This is a genomic window from Pseudomonas sp. YeP6b, from assembly GCF_025642995.1.
In the GTDB taxonomy this organism is placed as follows: Bacteria; Pseudomonadota; Gammaproteobacteria; order Pseudomonadales; family Pseudomonadaceae; genus Aquipseudomonas.
Genome location: NZ_CP080090.1, coordinates 132,037 through 156,677 on the forward strand (window position 1 = coordinate 132,037; position 24,641 = coordinate 156,677).

24 protein-coding genes are annotated in these 24,641 nt (G+C 61.4%); 14 read left to right on the plus strand and 10 right to left on the minus strand.

Translation table 11 applies throughout. From position 1 onward, the window contains the following. Nucleotides 1–71: 71 nt before the first annotated feature. Nucleotides 72–2,945: an EAL domain-containing protein gene (locus KZH41_RS00580; RefSeq protein WP_263274204.1), complete on the minus strand. Its 2,874-nt coding sequence runs from the start codon at nt 2,943–2,945 to the stop codon at nt 72–74. Between the two features lie 280 nt (nt 2,946–3,225). Here KZH41_RS00580 and uvrD point away from each other — a divergent pair, with 280 nt between their 5' ends. The 3 genes from uvrD to KZH41_RS00595 all read left to right on the plus strand — a co-directional run bounded on the left by uvrD (nt 3,226) and on the right by KZH41_RS00595 (nt 7,111). Then, nucleotides 3,226–5,409: a DNA helicase II gene (gene uvrD, locus KZH41_RS00585; protein ID WP_263274205.1), complete on the plus strand. Its 2,184-nt coding sequence runs from the start codon at nt 3,226–3,228 to the stop codon at nt 5,407–5,409. Between the two features lie 288 nt (nt 5,410–5,697). Next, complete coding sequence (locus KZH41_RS00590; RefSeq protein WP_094949014.1) at nt 5,698–6,567, plus strand: Tim44 domain-containing protein; 870 nt, start codon at nt 5,698–5,700, stop codon at nt 6,565–6,567. A 136-nt stretch (nt 6,568–6,703) separates the two neighbouring features. After that, a complete protein-coding gene (locus KZH41_RS00595; RefSeq protein ID WP_017739032.1) occupies nt 6,704–7,111 on the plus strand; it encodes an SMI1/KNR4 family protein in 408 nt (135 codons plus the stop codon). 17 nt (nt 7,112–7,128) lie between these two features. On the opposite strand, the gene KZH41_RS00600 is transcribed toward KZH41_RS00595, so the two are convergent. Further along, a complete protein-coding gene (locus KZH41_RS00600; RefSeq protein WP_242153554.1) occupies nt 7,129–8,892 on the minus strand; it encodes a cation:proton antiporter in 1,764 nt (587 codons plus the stop codon). Nucleotides 8,893–9,184: 292 nt separating this feature from the next. Between KZH41_RS00600 and KZH41_RS00605 the strand changes: the two genes are divergently transcribed. Beyond that, nucleotides 9,185–9,670 carry an acyl-CoA thioesterase gene (locus KZH41_RS00605; RefSeq protein WP_094949016.1) on the plus strand — a complete coding sequence of 162 codons (486 nt, stop codon included), beginning with the start codon at nt 9,185–9,187 and terminating at the stop codon, nt 9,668–9,670. A gap of 3 nt (nt 9,671–9,673) precedes the next feature. On the opposite strand, the gene KZH41_RS00610 is transcribed toward KZH41_RS00605, so the two are convergent. Together KZH41_RS00610 and pdxY are read right to left on the minus strand one after the other, a co-directional pair. Further along, on the minus strand, nt 9,674–10,291 hold the full coding sequence (locus KZH41_RS00610) for a hypothetical protein (protein ID WP_094949017.1): 618 nt from the start codon (nt 10,289–10,291) through the stop codon (nt 9,674–9,676). 79 nt (nt 10,292–10,370) lie between these two features. Beyond that, a complete protein-coding gene (pdxY, locus tag KZH41_RS00615) occupies nt 10,371–11,243 on the minus strand; it encodes a pyridoxal kinase PdxY (protein WP_094949018.1) in 873 nt (290 codons plus the stop codon). 117 nt (nt 11,244–11,360) lie between these two features. Between pdxY and KZH41_RS00620 the strand changes: the two genes are divergently transcribed. Further along, nucleotides 11,361–11,756 carry a DUF3301 domain-containing protein gene (locus KZH41_RS00620; protein WP_083356039.1) on the plus strand — a complete coding sequence of 132 codons (396 nt, stop codon included), beginning with the start codon at nt 11,361–11,363 and terminating at the stop codon, nt 11,754–11,756. Here KZH41_RS00620 and KZH41_RS00625 read toward each other — a convergent pair. Genes KZH41_RS00625 through dksA form a run of 4 tightly spaced genes read right to left on the minus strand, consistent with a single transcriptional unit; the run spans nt 11,750 to nt 15,038 of the window. Continuing rightward, complete coding sequence (locus KZH41_RS00625) at nt 11,750–12,712, minus strand: CobW family GTP-binding protein (RefSeq protein ID WP_263274206.1); 963 nt, start codon at nt 12,710–12,712, stop codon at nt 11,750–11,752. The two genes, KZH41_RS00620 and KZH41_RS00625, sit on opposite strands and share 7 nt — an antisense overlap. Before the next feature lie 44 nt (nt 12,713–12,756). Continuing rightward, on the minus strand, nt 12,757–13,401 hold the full coding sequence (locus tag KZH41_RS00630; RefSeq protein WP_242153560.1) for a DUF1826 domain-containing protein: 645 nt from the start codon (nt 13,399–13,401) through the stop codon (nt 12,757–12,759). Beyond that, entirely contained in the window at nt 13,401–14,606 is a 1,206-nt protein-coding gene (gene zigA, locus KZH41_RS00635; protein WP_094949022.1) for a zinc metallochaperone GTPase ZigA, read from the minus strand. Before zigA ends, KZH41_RS00630 begins: the two co-directional genes overlap by 1 nt. A gap of 27 nt (nt 14,607–14,633) precedes the next feature. Next, nucleotides 14,634–15,038 carry an RNA polymerase-binding protein DksA gene (gene dksA, locus KZH41_RS00640; RefSeq protein ID WP_094949023.1) on the minus strand — a complete coding sequence of 135 codons (405 nt, stop codon included), beginning with the start codon at nt 15,036–15,038 and terminating at the stop codon, nt 14,634–14,636. A gap of 126 nt (nt 15,039–15,164) precedes the next feature. Between dksA and KZH41_RS00645 the strand changes: the two genes are divergently transcribed. Further along, nucleotides 15,165–15,533, plus strand: a complete 369-nt coding sequence (locus KZH41_RS00645; protein ID WP_094949024.1) for a glutamine synthetase — start codon at nt 15,165–15,167, stop codon at nt 15,531–15,533. Here KZH41_RS00645 and KZH41_RS00650 read toward each other — a convergent pair. Next, nucleotides 15,530–16,741: an N-acetylmuramoyl-L-alanine amidase gene (locus KZH41_RS00650; RefSeq protein WP_242153564.1), complete on the minus strand. Its 1,212-nt coding sequence runs from the start codon at nt 16,739–16,741 to the stop codon at nt 15,530–15,532. The genes KZH41_RS00645 and KZH41_RS00650 overlap by 4 nt on opposite strands. Before the next feature lie 128 nt (nt 16,742–16,869). Here KZH41_RS00650 and folE2 point away from each other — a divergent pair, with 128 nt between their 5' ends. From folE2 to KZH41_RS00685, 7 genes are read left to right on the plus strand one after another with little or no spacing between them, the layout of a single operon-like run. Next, on the plus strand, nt 16,870–17,766 hold the full coding sequence (folE2, locus tag KZH41_RS00655; protein WP_094949025.1) for a GTP cyclohydrolase FolE2: 897 nt from the start codon (nt 16,870–16,872) through the stop codon (nt 17,764–17,766). Then, complete coding sequence (locus KZH41_RS00660; RefSeq protein WP_263274207.1) at nt 17,763–18,431, plus strand: metal ABC transporter ATP-binding protein; 669 nt, start codon at nt 17,763–17,765, stop codon at nt 18,429–18,431. Before folE2 ends, KZH41_RS00660 begins: the two co-directional genes overlap by 4 nt. Then, nucleotides 18,431–19,297: a metal ABC transporter permease gene (locus KZH41_RS00665; RefSeq protein ID WP_094949027.1), complete on the plus strand. Its 867-nt coding sequence runs from the start codon at nt 18,431–18,433 to the stop codon at nt 19,295–19,297. The genes KZH41_RS00660 and KZH41_RS00665 overlap by 1 nt, the downstream gene beginning before the upstream one ends. 11 nt (nt 19,298–19,308) lie before the next feature. Further along, complete coding sequence (locus tag KZH41_RS00670; RefSeq protein ID WP_263274208.1) at nt 19,309–20,187, plus strand: metal ABC transporter substrate-binding protein; 879 nt, start codon at nt 19,309–19,311, stop codon at nt 20,185–20,187. Beyond that, on the plus strand, nt 20,184–20,612 hold the full coding sequence (gene hisI / locus KZH41_RS00675; protein WP_263274209.1) for a phosphoribosyl-AMP cyclohydrolase: 429 nt from the start codon (nt 20,184–20,186) through the stop codon (nt 20,610–20,612). The genes KZH41_RS00670 and hisI overlap by 4 nt, the downstream gene beginning before the upstream one ends. Continuing rightward, nucleotides 20,609–21,169 carry a DapH/DapD/GlmU-related protein gene (locus KZH41_RS00680; RefSeq protein WP_017135756.1) on the plus strand — a complete coding sequence of 187 codons (561 nt, stop codon included), beginning with the start codon at nt 20,609–20,611 and terminating at the stop codon, nt 21,167–21,169. The genes hisI and KZH41_RS00680 overlap by 4 nt, the downstream gene beginning before the upstream one ends. Nucleotides 21,170–21,172: 3 nt before the next feature. Continuing rightward, nucleotides 21,173–22,510: a dihydroorotase gene (locus tag KZH41_RS00685; RefSeq protein ID WP_094949030.1), complete on the plus strand. Its 1,338-nt coding sequence runs from the start codon at nt 21,173–21,175 to the stop codon at nt 22,508–22,510. Here KZH41_RS00685 and KZH41_RS00690 read toward each other — a convergent pair. Next, a complete protein-coding gene (locus tag KZH41_RS00690) occupies nt 22,507–23,028 on the minus strand; it encodes a DUF3617 domain-containing protein (protein WP_094949031.1) in 522 nt (173 codons plus the stop codon). The genes KZH41_RS00685 and KZH41_RS00690 overlap by 4 nt on opposite strands. A 130-nt stretch (nt 23,029–23,158) precedes the next feature. Between KZH41_RS00690 and cls the strand changes: the two genes are divergently transcribed. After that, nucleotides 23,159–24,598: a cardiolipin synthase gene (gene cls / locus KZH41_RS00695; protein ID WP_094949032.1), complete on the plus strand. Its 1,440-nt coding sequence runs from the start codon at nt 23,159–23,161 to the stop codon at nt 24,596–24,598. Nucleotides 24,599–24,641: the final 43 nt, after the last annotated feature.

A 24,641-nucleotide genomic window follows, 5' to 3' on the forward strand; every position in this document is an offset into this window, starting at 1 on the left:
ACTAAATCGCCCTGATGCCCTTTGAATCAGCGGGGGGCCGGCATGTAGCCACACGGGCGGCCTGGCGCGCTTTAAGGAAAGTCTGCATTTTTGCGTAACAATTCTGCTAGCCCTTGCGCCTCCATCGGCCGGCTGATCAGGTAGCCCTGCACTTCATCGCAGTGCTCCCCGCGCAGGAAATCCAACTGCTGCTGGTCCTCCACGCCCTCGGCCACTACCTTGAGCGCCAGCCCATGGGCCATGGCGATGATGGCGCGGGTAATGGCGGCGTCCTCGCGGCCCTGGCCCAGCCCGCGAATAAACGTCTGGTCGATCTTCACGTAGTCCACGGGGATGCGCTTGAGGTAGCTGAGGGACGAATAGCCGGTGCCAAAGTCATCGATGGCCAGCTTCACGCCCAGGTCGCGCAGTTGCTGGAAGGTGGCGATGATGTGTTCGACACTGTCGAGCAGTTGGCTTTCGGTCAGCTCCAGCTCGAGGTATTGCGGGTCCAGGCCGGTCTCTTCGAGCACCTGACGCACCAGGCTGACCAGCTTGCCTTGGCGCAGCTGATGCACGGAAAGGTTCACCGACACCCGAATCGGCGCCAGCCCCTGGCGCTGCCACTCACAGGCTTGCCAGCAGGCTTGGCGCAGCACGAATTCGCCCAGCGGTACGATCAAGCCAGTTTCTTCGGCCAGGCCGATAAAGTCCGCCGGCGGCACCATGCCCCACTGCGGGTGTTCCCAGCGAATCAGCGCCTCGGCGGCGTTCAGCTTGCCGGTAGCCAGGCACAGTTTCGGCTGGTAGAACACCGCCAGCTGGCGTTCTTCGATGGCCTTGCGCAGGTGGTTCTCCAGCTGCAAACGCTCCAGCGTGCTGGCCTGCAGGCTGTCGGTGTAGAACTGGAAGTTATTGCCGCCCAAGTGCTTGGCGTGTTGCATGGCCATGTTCGACTGGGTGACCAGTGCGGAAATTTCCCGCGCATTATCCGGCAGCAGGCTGACGCCAATAGAGGCGCTGACCACCAGCTCATGCCCTTCCACCGTCACCGGCACGCGCAGCTTGGCGAGAAGCCGAGTAGCCACACGCGCGAGGCTCGACAGGTTGCCATAGGCGTCGAACAGCACGGCGAACTCATCCCCGGACAGACGCGCGATGGTGTCGGCTTCGGGCAAGGCGTTGATCAGCCGGCGCGCCATTTTCTGCAACAACTGGTCGGCGACTTCATGGCCGAGGCTGTCGTTGAGCAACTTGAAGCGGTCCAGGTTGATATGCAGCAGCGCCAGGCTGCGCCCGCCTTGGCGCACGCGTGCATGGGCTTCGCGCAGGCGCTCGCGGAACAGCGAACGGTTGGCCAGGCCGGTCAACTCGTCGTAGTGGGTGAGGTAGCGCATGCGCTCCTCGGATTCACGCCGCGCCGAAAGATCGGCGAAGAAGCCCACAATATGGCTGACTTTTCCCCGAGCATCGCGCACCACGTTCAGTTGCAGCCATTGCGGGTACAGCTCGCCGTTCTTGCGCGTTTCCACCAGCTCGCCCTGCCAGGTGCCGTGGCTGAGCAATGCCTGGCGAATCACCGGGAAATGGCGGCGGGCATCGCGAGTGCTGGGCAGCTCCACCACGTTGCGCCCGAGCATGTCATCGATTTCAAAACCGGTGACGCGGCTGAAGGCCTGGTTAACGGCGATCAGCGCGTAGTCCGGGTCAAGAATCACGATGCCTTCGCTGGCCGCTTCGAACACGGTCGACGCCAGACGCTGCTGTTCCTCCAGGACCTTGCCGGCGCTAATGTCGCGGCGAGTACCGAGCATGCGCGTGACCCGTCCGCCGGGCGTGCGCTCCACGGCGCGGCCACGGTCTTCGATCCACACCCAATGGCCATCGCCATGCCGCACGCGGTATTCGACCTGATAGTCCTCGCTGCGGCCCTTAAGGTGCTCCACCAGCGCGCGCTTGAGCAGCGGCAAGTCGTCAGGGTGCAGGCGCGGCTTGAGGTGGCTGAGCATCGCCGTGACGTATTCAGGTTCCAGGCCGAACAGTTCCTTGAGTTGGGTGTGGTGGACTTCGTCGGTTTGCAGGTTCCAGTCCCACAGCCCCAGTTCGCTGGCTTGCAGGGCCATGGCCAGGCGCGCTTCACTTTTATTCAGGGCGAGGCTGGCGGCGTCCAGTTCCTGGCTGCGTTGCGCCATGCGGTCTTGCAGGCCGGTCTGGGCTTCGCGCAATTCCTGTTCGACCTGGCGCCGCTGCTCAACTTCGCGCACCAGTTCCTGATTCAACCGTTCGCTGCGCTGCTGCGCCTGCTGTAGATGCTCGATCAGTGCCTGGTTCTGGAAACGTCGCAACAACCCGCGCTGGGTCAGGCGGTTGACCTGCCACGCCACCAGGCTCAAAGAGCCCAGCAGGATTAGGCCGAGCACGCCCCAACCTTGTTGCGCAGGCGCGCCCTTCCAGAACAGATAAAGGATGGCCGGCACCAGACACGGCACGGCAAAGGACAGGAACGCGGGCAGGCTCACTGCATAGGCGACGCTGGCCGACAGCGTCGCCGCACCGAGCAGGCCGAACACCCAGGCCTGCTGCATGAAGCTGTCCGCCGGCACCAGGGCGATAGCGGCAGTGGCTAAGGTAAGGCCGCTGACCGCCGAGCCGAGCATGAACATGCGCCGCCAGATCGGTTGGGCTTGACGGCTGGGCATCGCCGAATCAAAGGCCGCCACCTGGATCACGCGCAACGCCACCAGCGCGAGCAGCCAGATCAGCCAGACGCTGTCCAACAGATATTGTTTGGGGTTCCATAGCAACCAGGCGCAGACCAGGCCATTCACCAACATCAATAAAGTCGGCAGCAATGACCCTTGGTACAGCAGGCGAGTGCGTTCGACCGCCATCTCGGTTGCGTAATGTTTACGGATGATCTGCGCAGGCGCCGCCGAGGGGCCGAACAGGTCGGGACTGAGAGTCATAGGCAGTGTTCTTATAATGGTGAGCCCGAAACGTGCACGGAGCATACACAAGCAAGCGCGTGGGCCAAACTGCCCCACGTCATAAAACCCGCGCGACAAACCGCCGCAAACTCCGGAGCCAGACACCTCGAGCGAGACACTGCGCGGGCTGCAGCCTATGACCAACCGGTCATCCATCTCGGCAGAATGTTTCCCCCCGCCCGAAGCGCTTCCTGAGGTTTCTTGCGACCACCCGGCATTGGGATTTGCCCCACTCCCCCGGGCACCCTAGAATGCGCCGATGCGCGATGATCTCTCCCTTTTGCTGAACTCCCTCAACGATGCCCAACGCCAGGCCGTAGCAGCCCCCGTTGGCCGTCAGTTGGTCCTGGCCGGTGCTGGTTCCGGTAAAACCCGTGTGCTGGTGCACCGTATCGCCTGGTTGATCCAGGTCGAAAACGCGTCCCCACACTCCATCCTGTCGGTGACCTTCACCAACAAGGCCGCTGCCGAGATGCGCCACCGCATCGAGCAGCTGATGGGCATCAGCCCGGCCGGCATGTGGGTGGGCACTTTCCACGGCCTGGCGCACCGCCTGTTGCGGGCGCATTGGCAGAAAGCGGGGCTGAGCCAGACCTTCCAGATCCTCGACAGCGATGACCAGCAACGCTTGGTCAAGCGCGTGATCCGCGAGCTGGGCCTCGATGAACAGCGCTGGCCCGCCCGCCAGGCGCAGTGGTTTATCAACGGTCAGAAAGACGAAGGCCTGCGCCCGCAACATATCCAGGCCAGCGGCGATTTGTTCCTGGCCACCATGCGCAGCATTTATGAAGCGTACGAGGCCGCCTGCGTGCGCGCCGGCGTGATCGACTTTTCCGAGCTGCTGCTGCGCGCGCTCGACCTGTGGCGAGACAACCCAGGCTTGCTGGCCCATTACCAGAAGCGCTTCCGGCACATTCTGGTGGACGAGTTCCAGGACACCAACGCCGTGCAATACGCTTGGCTGCGCTTGCTGGCCAAAGGCGGCGACAGCCTGATGGTGGTGGGCGATGACGACCAGTCGATCTACGGCTGGCGTGGCGCGAAGATCGAGAACATCTACCAGTATTCCGACGACTTCCCGGACGCGATCACTATCCGTCTGGAGCAGAACTACCGCTCCACCGCCGGCATCCTCAAGGCTGCCAACGCACTGATCGCCAATAACACCGGGCGCATGGGCAAAGAGCTGTGGACGGACGGCGGCAAAGGCGAAGCGATCAACTTGTACGCCGCGTTCAACGAGCACGATGAAGCGCGCTATGTGGTGGAAACCATCGAAAGCGCGCTGAAAACCGGCTTGGCGCGCAGCGATATCGCCATTCTGTACCGCTCCAACGCCCAATCGCGGGTATTGGAAGAAGCCTTGCTGCGCGAGCGCATCCCGTACCGCATCTATGGCGGCCAGCGCTTCTTCGAGCGTGCGGAAATCAAGAACGCCATGGCCTACCTGCGCCTGCTGGAAGGCCGTGGCAATGACGCGGCGCTGGAGCGGGTGATCAATATCCCGGCGCGTGGCATTGGCGAGAAGACCGTCGAGGCCATTCGCGACCACGCACGCCACGCCGATGTGTCGATGTGGGAAGCCATGCGCTTGCTGATCGCCAATAAAGGCCTGACCGGCCGCGCCGCCGGTGCCTTGGGCGTGTTTGTCGAGCTGATCGAGAACCTGGCCGCCAAGTGCGCAGAAATGCCCCTGCACTTGATGACCCAGACCGTGATCGAACAGTCCGGGCTGATTGCCTATCACGAAGCGGAAAAAGGCGAGAAAGGCCAGGCCCGGGTAGAAAACCTTGAGGAACTGGTCAGCGCCGCCCGCGCGTTCGAGAACACTGAGGACGATGAAGAGCTGACCCCGCTCGCCGCCTTCCTCGGCCATGCTTCGCTGGAAGCGGGTGATACCCAGGCCGATGAGCATGAAGACAGCGTCCAGTTGATGACCTTGCACAGCGCCAAGGGCCTGGAATTCCCTTACGTGTTCCTGGTGGGCATGGAAGAAGGCCTGTTCCCGCACAAGATGAGCCTGGAAGAGCCCGGCCGCCTTGAAGAAGAACGCCGCTTGGCTTACGTGGGCATCACCCGGGCCATGCAGAACCTGGTGATGACCTACGCCGAGACCCGACGCCTGTACGGCAGCGAGACCTACAACAAGGTGTCGCGCTTCGTACGTGAAGTGCCGAAAGGTTTGATCCAGGAAGTGCGCTTGTCCAACAGCGTCAGCCGCCCGTTCGGCGGCGGCCAGCAGCAGAACTCCAGCAGCATGTTTGCCGGCTCCGAAATTCCGGAAACGCCGTTCAGCCTTGGCCAGCAGGTCAAGCATGCGGTCTTCGGCGAGGGTGTGATCCTCAACTTCGAAGGCGCCGGTGCCCAGGCACGGGTGCAGGTGAACTTCGCCGAAGGCAGCAAGTGGCTGATGATGGGCTACGCGAAGCTCGAAGCCCTCTGACCTGAGCATTCCCACGCTCCGCGTGGGAATTCCGCCCGGGACGCTCTGCGTCGCGCTTTAACCTCGTGACTCGGAGCGTCACAGGATGCGTTACCACGCGGAGCGTGGGAACGATCGATCGGTAGGCTGGCCCTTGTTTTTGAGGAACGCGGGCCAATATCTGTAACTAGTCCTACAGACCTTTCGGGATTTGTCTTACGTAAAAGCCCGAAACATTATGCCGCTAGCCAGTGTCACGACACCTGTGCAACATGGCGCGCGTGCAATCCACAAATGGGAATTCCCTTGATGAAACGTTTTCTTAGCATCGCCATGGCGTTGTGCATCGGCCTGACGATGAGCCTCGACGCCAACGCCAAGCGCTTCGGTGGCGGCAAAAGCATGGGCTCGGCGCCGACTCACCAGACCAGCCAAATGGCTCCAGCCGCCGGTGCCGGCGGTGCAGCGGCAACGGCGGGTGCAACCGGTGCGGCTGGCGCAGCAGCCAAAGCTGGCGGTGCTTCGCGCTGGTTGGGCCCTCTGGCCGGTATCGCTGCCGGTGGCCTGCTCGCGTCCATGTTCATGGGCGGCGGCTTCCAGGGTATGCAGATCTTCGACATCCTGATCATGGCGGTCATCGCTTTCCTGATCTTCCGCTTTATCGCCGCCCGTCGCCGCAAGCAGCAGGAGCACTTGGCTCCAGCCGGCGCGCCGATGCAGCGTGAAGCGTTCGAGCAAAAACCAGCCATGGGTTCGATCTTCGGCGGTTCGGCTGCACCTGCTGCCGCTCGTCCGGTTATCAACGCACCGGCCTGGTTCAACGAAGAGCGTTTCGTCGAAGCGGCACGCAGCCACTTCCAGTCCCTGCAGCAACACTGGGACGCCAACGAAATGGATAAGATCTCCGAGTTCGTGACCCCGCAACTGCTGGAGTTCCTCAAGCGCGAACGCGCTGACCTGGGCGATGCGTTCCAGTCGACTTACATCGACGACCTGCGCGTACAGCTGGAAGGTGTGGATGATCGCGCCGACAAGACCATCGCAACTTTGACCTTCAGCGGCGTGTCGAAGACTTCGCGTTTCGACCAGGGTGAAGTGTTCAGCGAAAGCTGGAACATGGAACGCCCGCAAGGCGACAACCAGCCATGGCTGGTTGCCGGTATCCGCCAGAACGGCTGATCGCTGCGCGTTTGAGCACTTGGTAATAAAAACCCCGGACATGTTCCGGGGTTTTCTATTTCACGGTTGCACTTATAGCGAGCTACTGTATAAAACGCCCCTATTAACCGCGCCATCTAGCAAGAGGATCCCGGCCGTGGAAGAAATCATCGAACAATTGCGTGAAGCCAACGAACCGGTCCCGGTGCCTCTGGAGCTGCCTGACGAAGACCAACTGGTGGAAATCGAGGAACAACTGTTCATCGACATCCCGTTTGTCTTCCGCGAATTCCTGCTGACCGTCAGCGACGTGGTGTATGGCAGCCTGGAGCCGGTGACCGTCACCGACCCGCAGTCCCACACCTACCTGCCAGACGTTGCCGCCAACGCCTGGGATGCCGGCGTTGACCGCAGCATGATCCCGATCTGCCAGGACGGCGACGACTACTACTGCGTCGAAGAAGACGGCACCGTGGTGCTGTGGTCCGGCGAAGAAGAACTGGTCACCGAAGAAACTTGGGAATCGGTGTGGCACTGGGCGCGGGACGTCTGGCTGGAAAGCTGAGCCCCACACCCCGGCCTCTAGTGCTCCGGCGTATCTTTGTGGTTATCCAGGGTCTCCAGCAAGGCGACCTGCATCCGCGTATGCACGCGGATGAACCACCGCCAGAGCACCGCCGCCACCGCTGCCGCCACCACGGCGATCAGCACCAGCAACTTGTTGGTCGGCAAAATACTGGCCGACAAGGCTGCCAGTAGCAGGAAAATCACCAGCAGCGAGAGGATGGGGATCAGTTCGGCGATCACTCGTCGCACGCGCTGGGTATGCCGCCCGGCCATTTCCGGCTTCACGCTCATCTCCGCCAGCAACATCGACAGCGCCTTGAGCTTGCGATACGCCGCAATCAAAAACGGCAGCGACAACAACAACGCCCCGCCCCAGATCAACGCCTTCTGCCAACTTGGGTCACTGATCCAACCCTCCAGGTACCCACCGATGCGTGCCGCGAAGAAGCTGCCAGTAAAGAAGATCGCTACCACCAACGCCAGGTTTACACCCACTTGCAGGATGATCTTGCGAATCATCGACGCAAGCATTGCACCCTCACCCTGAGGCTGAATGCTGCGCAGCCACTCGCCATACATGCCAAACACCCGGCTCATGCGTTTGGGCATCACCGCCGCAATCTTCAACGACAACGGGTCGGCGCCGCGAATCAGGTACGGCGTGAGCAACGTGGTGATTGCCGACACGGCCACGGCCACTGGATAGAGGAAATCGCTGGTCACCTGCAAGGTCATGCCCAACGCGGCGATGATGAAGGAAAACTCGCCAATCTGTGACAGCCCCATGCCCACCCGCAACGAGGTGCGGCCGTCGTTGCCGGCGATAAACGCCCCCAGGCCGCAGGACAACATCTTGCCCAACACCACCGCCACGGTAATGACCGCGATCGGCCACGCGTATTGCAGCAGGATCTGTGGGTCGATCATCAAGCCAATCGCCACAAAGAAGATCGCGCTGAACATGTCGCGAACGGGTTCGATCAGGCGCTCAATCTTAATCAACTGACGAGATTCGGCCATGATCGCGCCAATCAGGAACGCGCCCAGCACCATGCTGTATTCAAGCTTCACCACCAGCAGGCAGAAGCCGAAACACAGGCCCAATACGGTGATCAACAGCATCTCGTTACTTTCGAACTTGGCCACGTAGGCCAGCAGGCGCGGCACCAGCAAAATGCCAATCACCAGCGCGACGATCATGAACAGCGAGAGCTTGCCGACCGTGGAGAATACCTCTCCGGAACTGACCGTACCGCTCACGGCAATGCTCGACAGCAAGGCGATGATGCCGATACCGAGGATGTCCTCAACGATCAGCACGCCGAAAATCAGCTGGGCGAAGCGCTGGTTTTTCATCTTCAGGTCGTTGAGCGCCTTGACGATGATGGTGGTCGAGGAAATCGCCAGGATCGCGCCGAGGAACAGCGAGTCCATGGTGTTCCAGTCGAACCAGCGGCCGATTTCGTAGCCGATCCAGATCATCAGAATGATCTCGAGGAACGCGGCGATAAACGCCGTGGCGCCGACCTTGAACAGCTTGCGCAGGCTGAACTCCAGGCCCAGGCAGAACATCAGGAAGATCACCCCCAGCTCGGCGAGGGTCTTGATCGTGTCTTCGTCGTGGATCAGGCCGAAGGGCGGGGTGTGGGGGCCGATGATGAACCCGGCAACGATATACCCCAGCACCACGGGCTGCTTGAGGCGGTGAAACAGGATGGTGACAACCCCCGCCACCAGCATGATCACGGCCAAGTCCTGGATAAAACTGATGGCGTGCATGGCGAGGGGCTCCTTAAGGGTACTGGCGCTTTTCCCACTTCCACCCGGACCTTGGAACGGTCGCAATAAGCGGAAGGAAAAGTCGGCCTTTGTCGTAAGAAATGCCCTGAGACGGGCTTTTGAAGGTTAACACCGCGACTTCCGGCAAAAAGCCGGTGCAATATATGGAAACAGATCGGTGACCGCGTGACGGCAAGCCGCCCACTGGCGTCCCGTAAGGGAGAGCGCTGCAAAGATTCCAGCACCCACAGAGGTGCCTCCCCAACCGATGCCTACAACCCGTGAGTGTGCTATGGAACCCGGAAACGCCCAGCTGTCGATGACGGTATTGATGACCCCTGACATGGCCAACTTCTCAGGCAATGTGCACGGCGGCACCCTGCTCAAGTACCTCGACGAAGTGGCCTACGCCTGCGCGAGCCGTTATGCCGGCCGCTATGTGGTGACCTTGTCGGTCGACCAGGTGATTTTTCGTGAGCCGATCCATGTCGGTGAACTGGTGACCTTCCTCGCCTCGGTCAACTACACCGGCAACACGTCGATGGAAGTGGGGATCAAAGTGGTGACCGAGAACATCCGCGAGCGCTCGGTGCGCCATACCAACAGCTGCTTCTTCACCATGGTGGCCGTGGACGACCAGCGCAAACCCGCCGTCGTACCGCCGCTGCAGCCGCAGAACAGCGAAGACAAACGCCGGTTCGTGCAGGCGCAGCAGCGTCGGCAGATTCGCCAAGAGCTGGAAAAACGCTACCAGGAAATCAAAGCCGACGGGCCGTAAGGCTCATTCCAACACGCAAAGAGGAAAGTGAGCACACACGCCGAAGCGCTGATCCAGCTGGTTCATGCGTTTCACGTGATCTTCGATCGTGTCTCGCCCGACTTTCTCGTTGGTGTCACGGTAGAACTGGGCCATGAGGCTATCGATCGCAGCTACCCGAGTGCGTACGGCAGGGCCCACCGGTTGCAGCCATTGCTCAAGCACAGCACTCTCGGTATCGCGCAGGTATGAACGGTACTTGTCGCGATAAATGCCCAACGTGCGTGCGTGTTGTTCCGTGACACCTTTATAGAACAATCGGAAGTTCTGCCGAAACTGATTCCAGTAGTCCTCAGGCAGAGTAAAACTGCCCAGGAACGCCTTGCGATCGGCAACGGACTCATCCTCAAGCAGTGCCGGCGAGATCGGCTGGCGATCAGTAACGTTGGGCTCGCGATGCTCGATCGATTGCACGCTGGCCTCGATGATCTTATCCATCATCGCCGTACGCTTCAGGGTGTCCGGTAATTGACCGGGTATGACGGGGCGCTCGGTCACGCCAGACTCACTGACGTGAGGGCTGCAACCGCCCAGCAGCAAGGTCAGGGCCAGCGCAGCAGAACTCAGTGACGAATGCGACATGGTCGTCCTCATTGAGCGTAAGGGGCCAAAAGCCCGGAAGCCTATCGCTGCCCCTTGCGGTACTCGATCAGACTAATCCCTAAAAGCTGATCGGTGTCGCCTCAAAACGCACTCGAGGATGGGCGATGCGGTCCTGGGCGCGCACCAGTTCCAGCTCGTAGCTCGCGCAGGCCTGGGTTTCCAGCAGCACTTCATGCACCGCCGCCGCCGTGAACTCAAAGGCCGCCAACAGGCTGTCGCCCAACAGCACCCGCGCCAGGAACAATCCCGACGTCAAGTCGCCCACGCCCACCGGCTGACGCGGGAAGGCCAACAGCGGCCGACGCAAGTGCCAGCTGCCTTCAGCCGTTACCAGCAGCATCTCAAAGCCATCCGGTAACTTGCCCGGATAATCCAAGTGCTTGACCAGCACGGCCTTGGGCCCGAGAGCCAGCAGCGCCCTGGCCATGCCCAGGCAATCAAACAGCGATTGCGGCTTGCGCCCGGCAAAGCTGTCCAGCTCCAGCTGGTTGGGGCAGAGGAAATCCGCCATGGCCGCCGCCTCGTCCAGCAGAAAATCGCTGACTTCCTGGGGCACGATGCAGCCCTTTTCCGGGTGGCCCATCACCGGGTCGCACAGGTACAAGGCCTTGGGGTTGATGGCCTTGATGCGCGCCACGCCGGTAAGAATCGCACGGCCTTGGTCGGCACTGCCCAGGTAGCCGGACAGCACCGCATCGCAGTTACCCAGCTCGCCAATCGCGGCAATGCCTTCCACCAGCGCCGGAATTTGCTGCGACGCCAACACTTCGCCCGCCCACTGACCATACTGGGTGTGGTTGGAGAACTGCACCGTGTTGAGCGGCCAGACGTTCACCCCGACCCGCTGCATGGGGAATACGGCGGCGCTGTTTCCGGCGTGGCCAAAGACCACATGAGACTGGATCGCAAGCAGATGAGGTGTGCGTTTCATGCGGGAGATTTCCGTAAAGCCGTTGAAATTCTGGCCGCGCAGTATGCGACTAAACACAGCCTATACGACAGGCCGGCGACACAGTTAAGCTGCTCTCACTTTGTTGGAGTTCACTGCATGCTGACCCTGGGAAACATCTTCGTATTGATGCTGTTGGCGACCGGCGCCGCTTGGGTGTGGCACAACCACGGCCTGCGCGAGCGGGCGCTGGAGCGGGTCAAGCAGCATTGCGCCAAGCTTGATATCGAACTGCTTGACGGCGCAGTAGCGCTAAAGCGCATCGGTTTTGTGAAAGATGCCAATGGTCGGCGCCGTCTGGCGCGCATCTATAACTTTGAGTTCACCGTGACCGGCGAAGCCCGCCATCCTGGGACAATCACCCAATTTGGCGCCCACAGCGCGCAGATCGAACTGGCGCCCTACCCGTTCGAGATCAAAACGCCGCTGCCCAGCGCTGAAGTGATCGAGCTGAGCCAATGGCGCCAGGACCACGCCAGCAAGAACCGTCACTGACGGCAGGCCGCTAACGCACGCTGCAAGGCGGCCACGTCCTGTGGCTGGCCAAAGATCAATTCAATACGTGAGTCGCGACGCCATTCGCTGGGTTGCCAGGTGAGGGTGCTGTTATCCACAGCATTGGCGCTGACCCAGCCTTCGGTGCTGTGGATAACCAGTTTGGCACGGCGCCACTCAAGACTTGTCAGCCAGTGATGCAAGCGCTGGGTGGCAAAGTGCTGGCTCGGGTGCCAGCGCCATCCAATACTCCACCCGCCTTCTTGAGCCTGGCTGAGGCAGATGGGCTGCGCGGGGTCGGCCCAGATAGCCGGCAGCTGCGCCAAGCCTTTGGGCACGTCGAAGTTATCCACAGCCGCGTTGGCCTGCGCATTCAGGCCCGGCAACCGTTCGAGCGGCAATTGCGCCTGGCGCGTCCAGTAAAGCGGGCAGTCGGGTAATTGCTGTTCAATGGCCTGGCGCTGCACGGCATCCAGCGACTCATCCTTGTTCAACACCAACAGCCCGGCACTGGCCAGCGTCTCGCGTTGCGCATCAGGCAAAGGTTTGCCCGCCGCCAGCGCCTCGGCATCCAGCACCAGCACGCACGGCTGAACCGCCAACACGCCCTGCCACGGCGCCTGCCGCAATTGCTTGAGCAACTGCGCCGGGTGGCCAAGGCCCGAGGGTTCGATAAACAGCCGATCCGGCTTGGCCTTACGCAGCAGGCGGCCCAGGCCTACCTGGAACGGTGCGCCATTCACACAACACAGGCAGCCGCCCGCTACTTCGCCCAGGGCAATGCCGTCGTCATCCTGGGTCAGCAAGGCGGCGTCCAGGCCGATCTGCCCGAACTCGTTGATCAACACCGCCCAGCGCTCGTTGGCCGGGCGTTGGGCAAGCAGGTGCTTGATCAGGCTGGTCTTGCCGGCGCCCAAAGGCCCGGCAATCACGTGGGTGGGAATGTTCTGCAGCATGTTGGGCATCTTTCAGACCGTGTAGAGCGTTTGATCCTACCCGGTTATGCGAGCCAATCCAGCGTCAGGATCAAGCGGCGCTCATCGGCCTTGAGTGCTGGCGAACGGTGAATCAAACCATGACCTTCGTTGCCATGCCATTTGGTGCCCTTAAGCATCGCCACTTCGCCGCAGAGAATCTGCTCGATGCGCTCAGTGGGTTCCGCGTCCGGCTGGGCCAGTTTGCGGCGGTCCATCACGCCTTCGCGCAGCCACTGGCTGCCGATGCCCGCGTAAGTAGTGATCAGCCGCACCGGCACGTGGTCAACGTGAAAACGCGGGCACATGGCCTTGTCCAGCAGCCGCAAACGCACGCCAATGCGCTTGGCGCCAAGCAAACAGGCAAACGCGCTGACCAGCCACGACACATCGGCGATAAAGCCGTCGTAGCCTTCAAGATCACGGCAACTGGACGCCAAACCCTGCAAGTTCGGCACTGCGTCCTCGGTATTGAGTTCAATCACCAAGGACTCAGCCAACGGCTCGTTAAGCGCCACCAGCAAAGCACCAAACTGGGCGATATGCAGGGGCAACTGGCGTTGCCAAACCGCGAGGTTCACGCCGTCATTGAGCACGTCAGCCAGCGCCAGCGGGGTTTCACCACGGGTCTGGCGGATCACCGGGCGCAGCGGGATAACCGGGGCCAGCATCAGGCGACCTCCTCGAACCAAGGGCCAAACGGGTCGGCCAACTGGCGCCAACCCTCGACGCCCAGGGCCATTTCTTCATCGGTGAGCAAGCAGGCGTCCAGCTCGGCACGCATCTGGGTGAAGTCGATGTTTTGCCCGATAAACACCAGCTCCTGGCGGCAATCGCCGGTGCTCAGCTGCCAGTTGCCCATGATCGCCGCCGCGCTTTCTTCGTCCTGGGGCCATTGGCTTTTCGGCACAAAGCGCCACCAGCGCCCGGCAAAACCATGGCGCATCAGGCCGCCGGCCTGAGACCAACTGCCCGCATCCTGATGCTTGCTCGCCAGCCAGAAAAACCCCTTGGAGCGCAGCAACTTGCCGTTCACCCACGGGCGGTCGATAAAGTCGAAAAAACGCTGTGGGTGAAACGGGCGGCGCGCGCGATAAGCCGTGGAGGCGATGCCGTATTCTTCGGTTTCCGGCACATGTTCACCGCGCAGTTCCCGCAACCAACCCGGCGCCTGGGCGGCACGTTCGAAGTCGAAGCGGCCAGTGTTGAGGATCTTGTTCAGCGGTACTTCGCCCATGACCATCGGGATGATTTGCGCCTGGGCGTTGAGGCGCTCGAGGATCGCCATTAATTCTTCGCGCTCGCGGCTGCTGATCAGGTCGATCTTGCTGATCAGGATCACGTCGGCAAACTCGATCTGCTCGATCAGCAGGTCGGTGATCGAGCGTTCGTCCTCTTCACCCAAGGTTTCACCGCGTGAGGCCAGGCTTTCAGCGGCCTGATAATCGAGCAGGAAGTTCATGCCATCGACCACGGTGACCATAGTGTCCAGGCGCGCGACATCGGCCAGGCTTTGCTCGTTTTCATCGCGAAAGGTGAAGGTTTCGGCCACGGGCAACGGCTCGGAAATACCAGTGGATTCGATCAGCAGGTAATCAAACCGACCTTCCTTGGCGAGTTTTCCGACTTCTTCCAGCAAGTCTTCCCGCAAGGTGCAGCAGATGCAGCCGTTGCTCATCTCCACCAGTTTTTCTTCGGAGCGGTTAAGGGTGACGTCGCGCTGCACCTCGCTGCCGTCGATGTTGATTTCGCTCATGTCGTTGACGATCACCGCCACCCGCAGGTTGTCGCGGTTGCGCAGGACGTAGTTGAGCAGCGTGCTTTTACCGGCGCCGAGAAAACCGGACAACACAGTAACGGGGAGACGATTGGGCATCAGGTATTCCTCATCAGGGGTGGCCGGTCAAATCGCCCGTTTATGGCGTTCGCGCAGCTCTTCACGTTCTTTGGCTTCGATACTCAGGGTCGCGGTGGGGCGTAGCAGCAGGCGTTTCAGGCCGATGGGGTCGCCGGTTTCACGGCACCAGCCGTACTCACCACGGGCGAGCAATTCCAGGGCGTCGTCGATCTTGTCCAGCAGCTTCTTTTCACGCTCCAGCAGGCGCAGTTGCCATTGGCGCTGTTCTTCGGCGCTGCCCACATCCGCGGGGTCGCTGTTGGTTTCTTGCTCGCGTAGCACCAGGAACTCGGCTTGGATGCGCGCCTGCAGTTCGTAGCGCTGGGTCAGCAGCAGTTCGCGGAAGAAACCTTGCTGGGCTTCATTCATGTAGTCGCAGGGCGGTTGCGCCAGCAGGTCTTGTTCAGTCATGGAGAGCGGTTCACGGGTCAGGCTGTGCTACGATGTTATAGTATAACAATGCGAATAAGCCAATCTCCCTTGCTCGTCACGACGAAGGGCGCAATGCTTGAACACTTTCTTGCCCCGAGAAGCCCTATGAAATACCTGGTGTGCGCACTGTTGTTGGCGGTGGCAGGACCGGCCTGCGCCCAAGCGCCGAGCCTGTTGGCAAACTGCACGCGCAGCGCCAACCTGCTGGCCTGTGTGGACCCGTTGGGCAATGCCTATAGCGTGGCGACTGTGGGCAGCACCACGTACTTGCGAGGTTTCGAGGTGATCGGCAAACGCTACTGGGCACAGACCAACAGCCGCTATGGGCAGCTGACGTTCTTTACCGGGTTGGCGTCCGATGGTGAGGCGTGGGTCGGCTATACGCGCCGCGTGGGCTGGACCACGATCAACCGGTTTTCCAGTTCAGGCGGCACCCGCGCGACGTTCACCTGCAGCCGTATGACCGGCTGTTAGACCTGGCCGTTCTTCTGCTCCTGAACCCAGGCCATGTAGCTGTTCATCGGCGGGTTCTTCTCGAAGTATTTTTTCAAGCCCTCGAACAGCCCATCCGCCACCGCCTGTTGATGGCGCGCCGTCACCAGCCGCTGGGCGTCCTGGGTGTTGGAGATAAACCCGGTCTCGACCAGGATCGACGGCACGTCCGGTGATTTGAGCACCGCGAAACCTGCTTGCTCCACGCGCTTCTGGTGCAGCGTGGTGATGCTTTGCAAGCTGCCCAACACCGAGCTGCCCAGTTGCAGGCTGGAGGCGATGGTGGCGTTCATCGACATGTCGAGAATCACCCCGGCCAGCATCGGGTCCTTGTCCTTGAGATTGAGCAACGTAGTGGCGCCCAGCAAATCCGCACCGTTTTCACGCTGCGCCATGAAGCGCGCCGTGGCGGAGGTGGCGCCGCCTTCAGACAACGCATACACCGACGCTCCGGATGCTGTGAGCCGTGGCGCGGCATCGGCGTGCACCGAAATAAACATATCGGCCTTGTGCTGACGGGCAATCTCCACGCGCTTGCGCAGCGGCACGAAGAAGTCGTCGTTGCGCACCAGTTTCACGTCAAAACCCTTCTCGCGCTTCAAACGTTTGGCCAGCAATTGGGCGATGGACAGCACCACGTCTTTCTCGCGCTGGCCCTTGGAGCCGATCGCGCCTGGGTCTTTGCCGCCGTGGCCGGGGTCGACCACCACGATGATGTCGCGCTTGGGATGGGCTTTATCCACCGGCGCAATCAAGGGCGGCGGTTCGGCGGCGATTTGGCGCGGCGCGTGGGTAGCGTTGGTCAGGTCGAGTACCAGGCGATGGCCTTGGCCATCCTGCGGCGGCAACAAGAAGCTGTTGAGCTGCATTGGCGCGGCCAGGTCCAGCACGATACGCGTATCACCTTTGCCGAAATGCCCGGAACGGATCGAGGTAATCCCGCTGTTTTTCAGCGCCAGCTGCGAGAAATCACCGCTGAGCCCGGCGCCGCTCAAGTCGATGATCAGGCGTTCCGGCGCGGTCAGGGAAAAGGTCTTGTATTGCACCGGGCCGCTGAGGTCGAACACCAGCCGCAGTTTGTCGTCGGAGCGCCACAGGCGCGCATTACGAATCTGTGTGGCGAAGGCCCCCAATGGAAAGGTGAACAGAGGGCTGACCAGCAGCAGGTTGAGGAGCTGACGTCTGTGCATGACATGTACCGCAAATAGAGGAGCGTCCCTGCTCGACATGACTGAAGAAAGGCTGGAACAGAAAAAGCATCGTCGACTCAATAGTTATAATATAACATGTCTTTTTATTTCCAACGATGGACCTGCTCATGAATGCGCTGACTCTGCCGGATATCGCCGCGCAGGCTTCACGCCAAGCCTTGCCGCTCGACTGGGTGGGCATGTGCGGCATCGCCTTGCCCATCCTCGTCGACGGCCAACGCCTGGCTGCCACTGCCGATGCGGGCGTCAGCCTGGACGACGGCGAGGCCCGTGGCATTCATATGTCACGCCTGTACCTGGCCCTGGAAATGCTCGACCAGCAGCTTCTTACGCCTGCACTTCTGCGTAATGTACTGCAGCGCTTTCTGGAGAGTCATGAAGGTTTATCTAAGAACGCGTACCTGCGAATTCACACGGATTTGCTGCTAAAACGTCCGGCGCTGGTCAGCCCATTAGCTGGCTGGAAAAGCTACCCGGTGTGCATCGAGGCGCGTCTGGAAAACCAGATGTTCCACGTGGAACTAAAAATTGACGTTACATACTCCTCAACCTGCCCCTGCTCCGCTGCGCTCGCCAGGCAATTGATTCAGCAGCAATTTGTTCAAGATTTCGCCAATACGCCGCTGCAACACGAAGACGTGCTGACCTGGCTCGGCAGCGCCAACGGCATCGTCGCCACACCCCACAGCCAACGCAGCAGCGCAGAGCTTTCCATCCAGTTGGACGCCAACCAGTCCACCTTGCCGCTCACCAACCTGATCGACGACGTCGAGGCCGCCCTCGGCACCGCCGTGCAAACCGCTGTGAAACGTGCGGACGAACAAGCCTTCGCCTTGGCCAACGGGCAGAACCTGATGTTCTGCGAAGACGCCGCCCGCCGCCTGAACCTCGCCTTGAAACGCTCGGATGCCGTCAAAGCCTTCCACCTGAAAGTGATCCATGCCGAAAGCCTGCACGCGCACGATGCCGTGGCTGAAAGCCGCTGGACGAGAGACTCTGCATGATCACCTGTAACGCTTTGCGTTGGGGCGCACCTGGGCAACCACTCACTCCAGCGCTGGATTTGACCCTGGAAAAAGGCAGCCTCACCGGCATCATCGGCGCCAACGGCACTGGCAAAAGCAGCCTGCTCAAAGTCATCGCAGGCCTGCAAAAACCGCTGGCGGGAAGAGTCAGCGTGGCGGTCCCACGCCGCGGTGGCCTGTCGTTCCTGCCACAGCAACAACACCTGGATCGGCAGTTCCCAATCAGCCTGCAGGCGTTGGTCGCCGCCGGTTTCTGGGGCACTCAGCTAACCCCGCTACAACGCAACGAACGCCTGCAAGCCGTCTTGGAGGATTGGTGCCTCAGTGGCCTGGAGCATCGCCCGTTGATGGCGTTGTCCGGTGGCGAACTGCAACGCGCCCTGCTCGCCCGCATGAGCCTGGCCGAAGCGCCCGTGTTGTTGCTCGACGAACCCCACGCCGCCCTCGACGAAGACGGCCAGGCGCTGTGCTGGAAACACATCCACGCCTGGCACGATCAAGGCCGCACGATCATCGTCGTCTGTCACGACCTGGCATCGGTGCGCCATCACACCCCGCACGTGGTGCAGATCAAAAGCACCGGCTGCGTGTTCGGCCCCAGTAAAGAACTGATCCGCCCGCAACCTCACATGCAGGTGGTCTGATGCACTTCGCCGCCCACTTGTGGATGCCGTTCCTCGACTTCGTGTTTATGCGCCGTGCACTCATTGGCGGGCTGGTGCTCGCGTGCAGCACCGCGCCGCTGGGTGTGTTTCTGATCCTGCGGCGCATGAGCCTGATCGGTGACGCCGTGGCCCACGGCATCCTGCCTGGCGCCGCATTGGGCTTCTGGTTTGCTGGCCTCAGCCTGCCCGCGCTGACCATCGGCGGCCTCGGCGCGGGCCTGAGCATGGCCGGCTTGGCCGCGTGGATCACGCGCCGCACCGGCCTGCGCGAAGACGCCAGCCTCGCCGCCATCTACCCCATCTCGCTGGCCGCCGGTGTGCTGATCCTCGGCCTCGCCGGTAAGCGCCTGGACCTGCTGCACCTGCTATTCGGCTCAGCCCTGGCGGTGGATGAAACCACCCTCACCGGCATGCTTTGGGTCTCCGGTTTCAGCCTGATCGCCATGGCGCTGATCTACAAACCGCTGCTGCTGGACACCCTCGACCCGCTGTTCCTGCAAACCGTCAGCCGTCTCGGCCCGATCGCCCACGGGTTGTTCCTGACCTTGGTGGTGCTGAATCTGGTGATTGGTTTCCAGGCCATCGGCGCGTTGATGGTGGTGGGTTTGATGATGTTGCCGGCGATTGCTTCACGCTTCTGGAGCCGGCGCCTGCCGGTGTTGATCGCGGTATCGGCGGTGCTGGGATGCCTGTCGGTGTGGTTCGGTTTGTTGCTGTCGTTCTACTACTCGCTGCCCAGCGGCCCGGCCATCGTGCTGGTGGCTGGCGGTGGGTATTTGCTGTCCGTAATCTTCGGTCCGGTGCACGGCTTGCTGCGCCGCCCGCCTTTGCTTACATCCCAATGAGGTGTTTCCCGATGCGCGCTCTACTCGTGCTGTTCAGCCTGCTGCTGCCTTTGTCGATGGCCCAGGCCGCCGACAAGCTCCAAGTGGTTACCAGCTTCAGTATTCTCGATGACATCACCCACCAGATCGGTGGCGACCACATCCAGATCAGCAACATGGTTGGCCCGGACGCTGACGCCCACACCTACGAACCCACGCCGGATGACGCCAAAGCGCTGCTCAAGGGCAAGCTCATCATCAAGAACGGCCTGAGCTTTGAACCTTGGCTGGACCGCCTGGTAACCAGCACAGAAACCAAAGCCACGGTCGTGACCGCCAGCAAGGGCGTGATCTCCCACACCATGGACGAAGACGGCGAAACCATCCCCGACCCGCACGCCTGGCACAACTTGGCCAACGCCGAAATCTATGTGAATAACATCACCAAGGCACTGGTGGCGGCCGACCCAAGCAACAAGGCGGACTACCTGCGCAACAGCCAAACCTACCTGAAAGAAATCTACCGCCTGCTGGCCGAAGCCAAAACCAAGTTCGGCGCGCTGCCACCGGGCAACCGTCGCATCGTCACCTCCCATGACGCCTTCGGTTACCTGGGCCAAGCTTATGGCATCCAGTTCCTGGCGCCCCAAGGTCTGTCGACTGAACGTGAGCCGTCGGCCGCCGAAGTCGCTGCGCTGATCACCCAGATCCGCAAGGACAAGGTCAAAGCCGTGTTCGTGGAAAACATCAAGGACTCGCGCCTGCTCAAGCAGATTGCTGACGAAAGCGGCGCACAGATCGGCGGCACGCTGTACTCCGACGCCCTTGCCGCCGAAGGCCCGGCCAGCACCTTCACCGGGCTGTTCGAGTACAACCTCAACACCCTGTGCGCCGCCCTGAGCAAGCCATGACCTTGAGCATGCTCGACCTGGAAGCGGCTGCCATCGGCAGCCGCTTCCCACTCGAACCGGTGCTCGACGCCCTGTCGTGGAACAGCGACGGCCTGATTGCTGCCATCGCCCAGCAGCACGGCAGCGGCGAAGTGTTGATGCTCGCCTGGATGAACCGCCAGGCCCTCAGCGAAACCCTGGCCACCGGGCAGGTCTGCTACTGGTCGCGCTCGCGACGGCAGCTGTGGCGCAAAGGCGAACGCTCCGGCAACCGGCAACGACTGCTCGAGGCACGTTTGGACTGCGACGGCGACGCGGTACTGCTGATCGTCGACCAACAAGGCCCGGCCTGCCACACCGGCCGGCCGACCTGTTTCTACAACGCCATCGACGGCGCCTACGTTCATATCATCACCTCGCCCCTTAAAAAGGAGCCCACTGCATGATCCGCAAGAACCCTTCCGGCGATCTGCCGGTGATTGCCGAGTCGGCCTACGTCGACAAAACCGCGATCATCTGCGGCAAGGTCATCATCGGCGAGAACGTGTTTGTCGGCCCTTACGCGGTGATCCGTGCCGACGAAGTCGACGCCACCGGCGACATGGACCCGATCACCATCGGTGCCAATTCGAATATCCAGGACGGCGTGGTCATCCACTCCAAATCTGGCGCGGCGGTGACGATCGGTGAATTCACGTCCATCGCGCATCGCTCCATCGTCCACGGCCCGTGCACCGTTGGCGACCGCGTGTTTATCGGTTTCAACAGCGTGCTGTTCAACTGCGCCGTCGGCGATGGCTGCGTGGTGCGCCACAACTCAGTGGTCGATGGCCGCGACCTGCCCGCCGCCTTCTATGTGCCCTCCACCACCCGCATCGGGCCGAACACCGACCTGTCGCAATTCCCGCCGGTGAGTGTCAGCGCTTCGGAGTTTTCCGAAGACGTGGCGCGCACCAACGTCGACCTGGTGCGCGGTTACAAAGCCCTGCAAAACGAGTTCTGAACCATGAGCCGCCTGCTGATTCGCAATGCCCGCCTGGTGAATGAAGGCCGGGAGTTCGATGCCGATGTACTGGTCGCCAACGGCCGCATCGAGAAGATTGCCGCCAGCCTCGAAGGCTACAACGAACCGGTAGAAATCGACGCCCAGGGTCAATGGCTGCTGCCCGGCATGATCGATGACCAGGTGCACTTTCGCGAACCTGGCGCGCCCGACAAAGGCAGTTTCTACAGCGAGTCCCGCGCGGCGGTGGCCGGTGGCATTACCAGCTTCATGGACATGCCCAACACCAACCCCGCCACCCTGAACCTCCAAGCCCTGGCCGATAAGAAGCGAAGGGCCGCATTGAATTCGGTGGCCAATTACGGCTTTCACTTTGGCGTGAGCAACGACAACCTGGACACCGTCGCCGCCCTCGACCCGCGCGAAGTGGCCGGGGTCAAAGTGTTCATGGGCGCCTCCACCGGCAACATGCTGGTGGACGACCCGCGGATTCTGGAGCGGCTGTTTGCCGAAGTACCGACCATCCTCCTCGCCCACTGCGAACACACGCCGAGCATCCTGGCGAACGAGCAGCGCCTGCGTGAGCGCTTCGGCGAGCACATTCCCGCCGTCGCCCACCCGCTGATCCGCGATGCCGAAGCCTGTTATCGCTCATCGTCTTTTGCGGTGGAACTGGCCAAGCGTCACGGCACGCGCCTGCACGTGCTGCACCTGACCAGCGCCCGCGAGCTGGCCCTGTTCGAGGACAAACCCTTATCGGAAAAACGCATCACCGCCGAGGTCTGCCTGCACCACTTGCTGTTCGATGACCGCGACTATCACCGCCTCGGCCACCAGATCAAATGCAACCCGGCGATCAAGACCCGCGCCGACCGCGACGCCCTGCGCCTGGCCCTGCTGAGTGACCGTCTGGATGTGATTGGCAGTGATCACGCGCCGCATACCTGGGCGCAGAAACAGTTGGGCTATCGCGAAGCGCCGTCAGGCCTGCCGCTGGTGCAGCACGCGTTGCCGGCGTTGTTGGAGTTGGTGATCGACGGGCATTTGCCGCTGACCACGCTGGTGGCGAAGACCAGTCACCGTGTGGCCGACTTGTTCGCCATCCCGGACCGAGGTTATCTACGCGAAGGCTATTGGGCCGACTTGGTGCTGATCAAACCCGAGCCCGAAGGCAAACCCGTCAGCAGCCAACCGATCCTCGCGCGCTGCGGCTGGACGCCCTTTGCCGAGCGCAGCTTTCGCCACAGCGTCAGCACCACGCTGGTGTCCGGCCACCTGGCGTGGCACAACGGCCAGGTGGTCGACAGTTGCCAGGGGTTGCCCCTGCATTTTCTGCGTTAAGCGCGGGGTTTGACCGTACCGCAATCGTTGCCCAGCCACTGGGCGTGCGTGTCCAGGCTGCCCTTCTGCTGGATGCCGGTGGCATTGAAAGTGCCGTTAACGGTGGTGGTGAATTCCTGCTGGCTCCGGAAGGTCGCAACGCCAGTGCCTTGGGCTTTCGGACAACTGAAGCGGAATTTCCATTGGTTGCCGGTTTTGTCGGTCACTTCCTGTTTGCAGCCCGATTGAGGGTCGGTCAACGGGATCGAATCAGAAGCAACCTGGGCGGGCGTGAGGCACACCTGCACGCCTTTACCCGCCATGGTGATGCCCTGCTTTTCGAGCATGGCGCGCTGTTCAGGCGTCATCTGTTGCTTGAGCTGACCGAGGATCAGCGACAGGTCCGGCAAGTCCTGGTTATCGACTTTCATATTGCTGGTGGTCAATTCCCACAAGCCCGGCGCCAGCATCTGCGCCTGAGCCGCCACGGGCAGCGTCAATCCAACAACCATGGCCAAACCAAGCAGACGAGCATTCATCGGGTAACTCCTGGGTAATTGTCGGCGTTAGACGCCGTAAAGTTGCCAGTGTTGCACGGCAAATAAAATAGCGACATTCACCGCTGTTCATGGTCTGTTAGGCACTGGATTGCCTGGAGTTACGTCGTTCATGGATTTTTTTGGCCCGCACCTGCTCGCCTACTTCATTGCCACGCTGCATTTTCTCGGGACTCTGGCCGCGATCCACGCAGTGCTGACCGTCAGGACCGCCCAAGGCTCTATCGCCTGGGCCTTGTCGCTGATGTTCATGCCCTACCTGACGCTGATCCCTTACCTGATCTTCGGCCGCAGCACCTTCGACGCGTACATCCAGGCCCGTCGCCAAGCCAACCAGGAAATGCACACCGCCATTACCGAGCTGAACTGGCGCCCTTGGGTCGAAGAAGCCCTGGCCGCGCGCAACTCCAGCGCCTACGCGTCCCTGCGCGCCATGCCCAAGCTGGGCCGCATGCCGTGCCTGGCCAACAATGAAGTGCGCTTGCTGATCAATGGCGAAGCCACGTTCAGCGCGATTTTCGAGGCGATTCGCAACGCCAAGACCGCCGTGCTGTTCCAGTTCTTCATCATTCATGACGACGATCTTGGCAGGCAGTTGCATGCCTTGCTGAAGGAAAAAGCTGCCGAAGGCGTAGATATTTACGTGCTCTACGACCGCATCGGCAGCCACGCCCTGCCCTACAGTTATGTGCAGTCGCTGCGCGACGCTGGGGTCAAAGTCAAAGCGTTCGCCACCCGCAGCGGTTGGCTCAATCGCTTTCAGGTCAACTTCCGCAACCACCGCAAGATCGTGGTGGTGGACGGCATCACCGGGTTTGTCGGTGGGCATAATGTCGGTGATGAGTACTTGGGCAAAAAGCCACCGCTGGCACCGTGGCGCGATACCCATGTGCAGGTCACAGGCCCTGTAGTGGCGTGCCTGCAGGAGTCGTTTGCCGAAGACTGGTTCTGGGCCGCACGGGAATTGCCGCCGCTGATCCTGCCGGACGCTTACCCCGAAGACGGTGTGCTCTGCCAGTTGCTCGCCAGTGGGCCGGCCGACCCGTATGAAACCTGCTCACTGTTTTTCGTCGAGGCCATTCACGCAGCGACCGAGCGGGTGTGGATCACCAGCCCGTATTTCGTGCCCGATGAAGCCGTGTTCGCGGCCCTGCGCCTGGCGGTGCTGCGCGGCGTGGATGTGCGCCTACTGCTGCCGTCGCGGCCGGACCACCGCATCGTCTATGCCGCTTCCAGCCTGTATGCGATCGAAGCGGTACGCGCCGGCGTGCGGGTGTTCCGCTACAAGCCGGGCTTCCTGCATCAGAAAGTGGTGTTGGTGGACAGCGAAATCAGCGCCATCGGCAGTGCGAACATGGACAACCGTTCGTTCCGGCTGAATTTTGAAGTGATGTTGCTGACGGTCGATGAAGCCTTTGCCAGCGAGGTGGAGCAGATGCTGCTGGATGACTTCGCCTTGGCCCATGAAGTCAGCCAGGAGGAAAGCCTTGAGACCCGCCGCCTGCAACATCTGGGCATGCGGGTAGCACGGCTTATTTCACCCATCCTCTGAACACAACAGAACAAACGTGGGAGCTGGCAAGCCAGCTCCCACG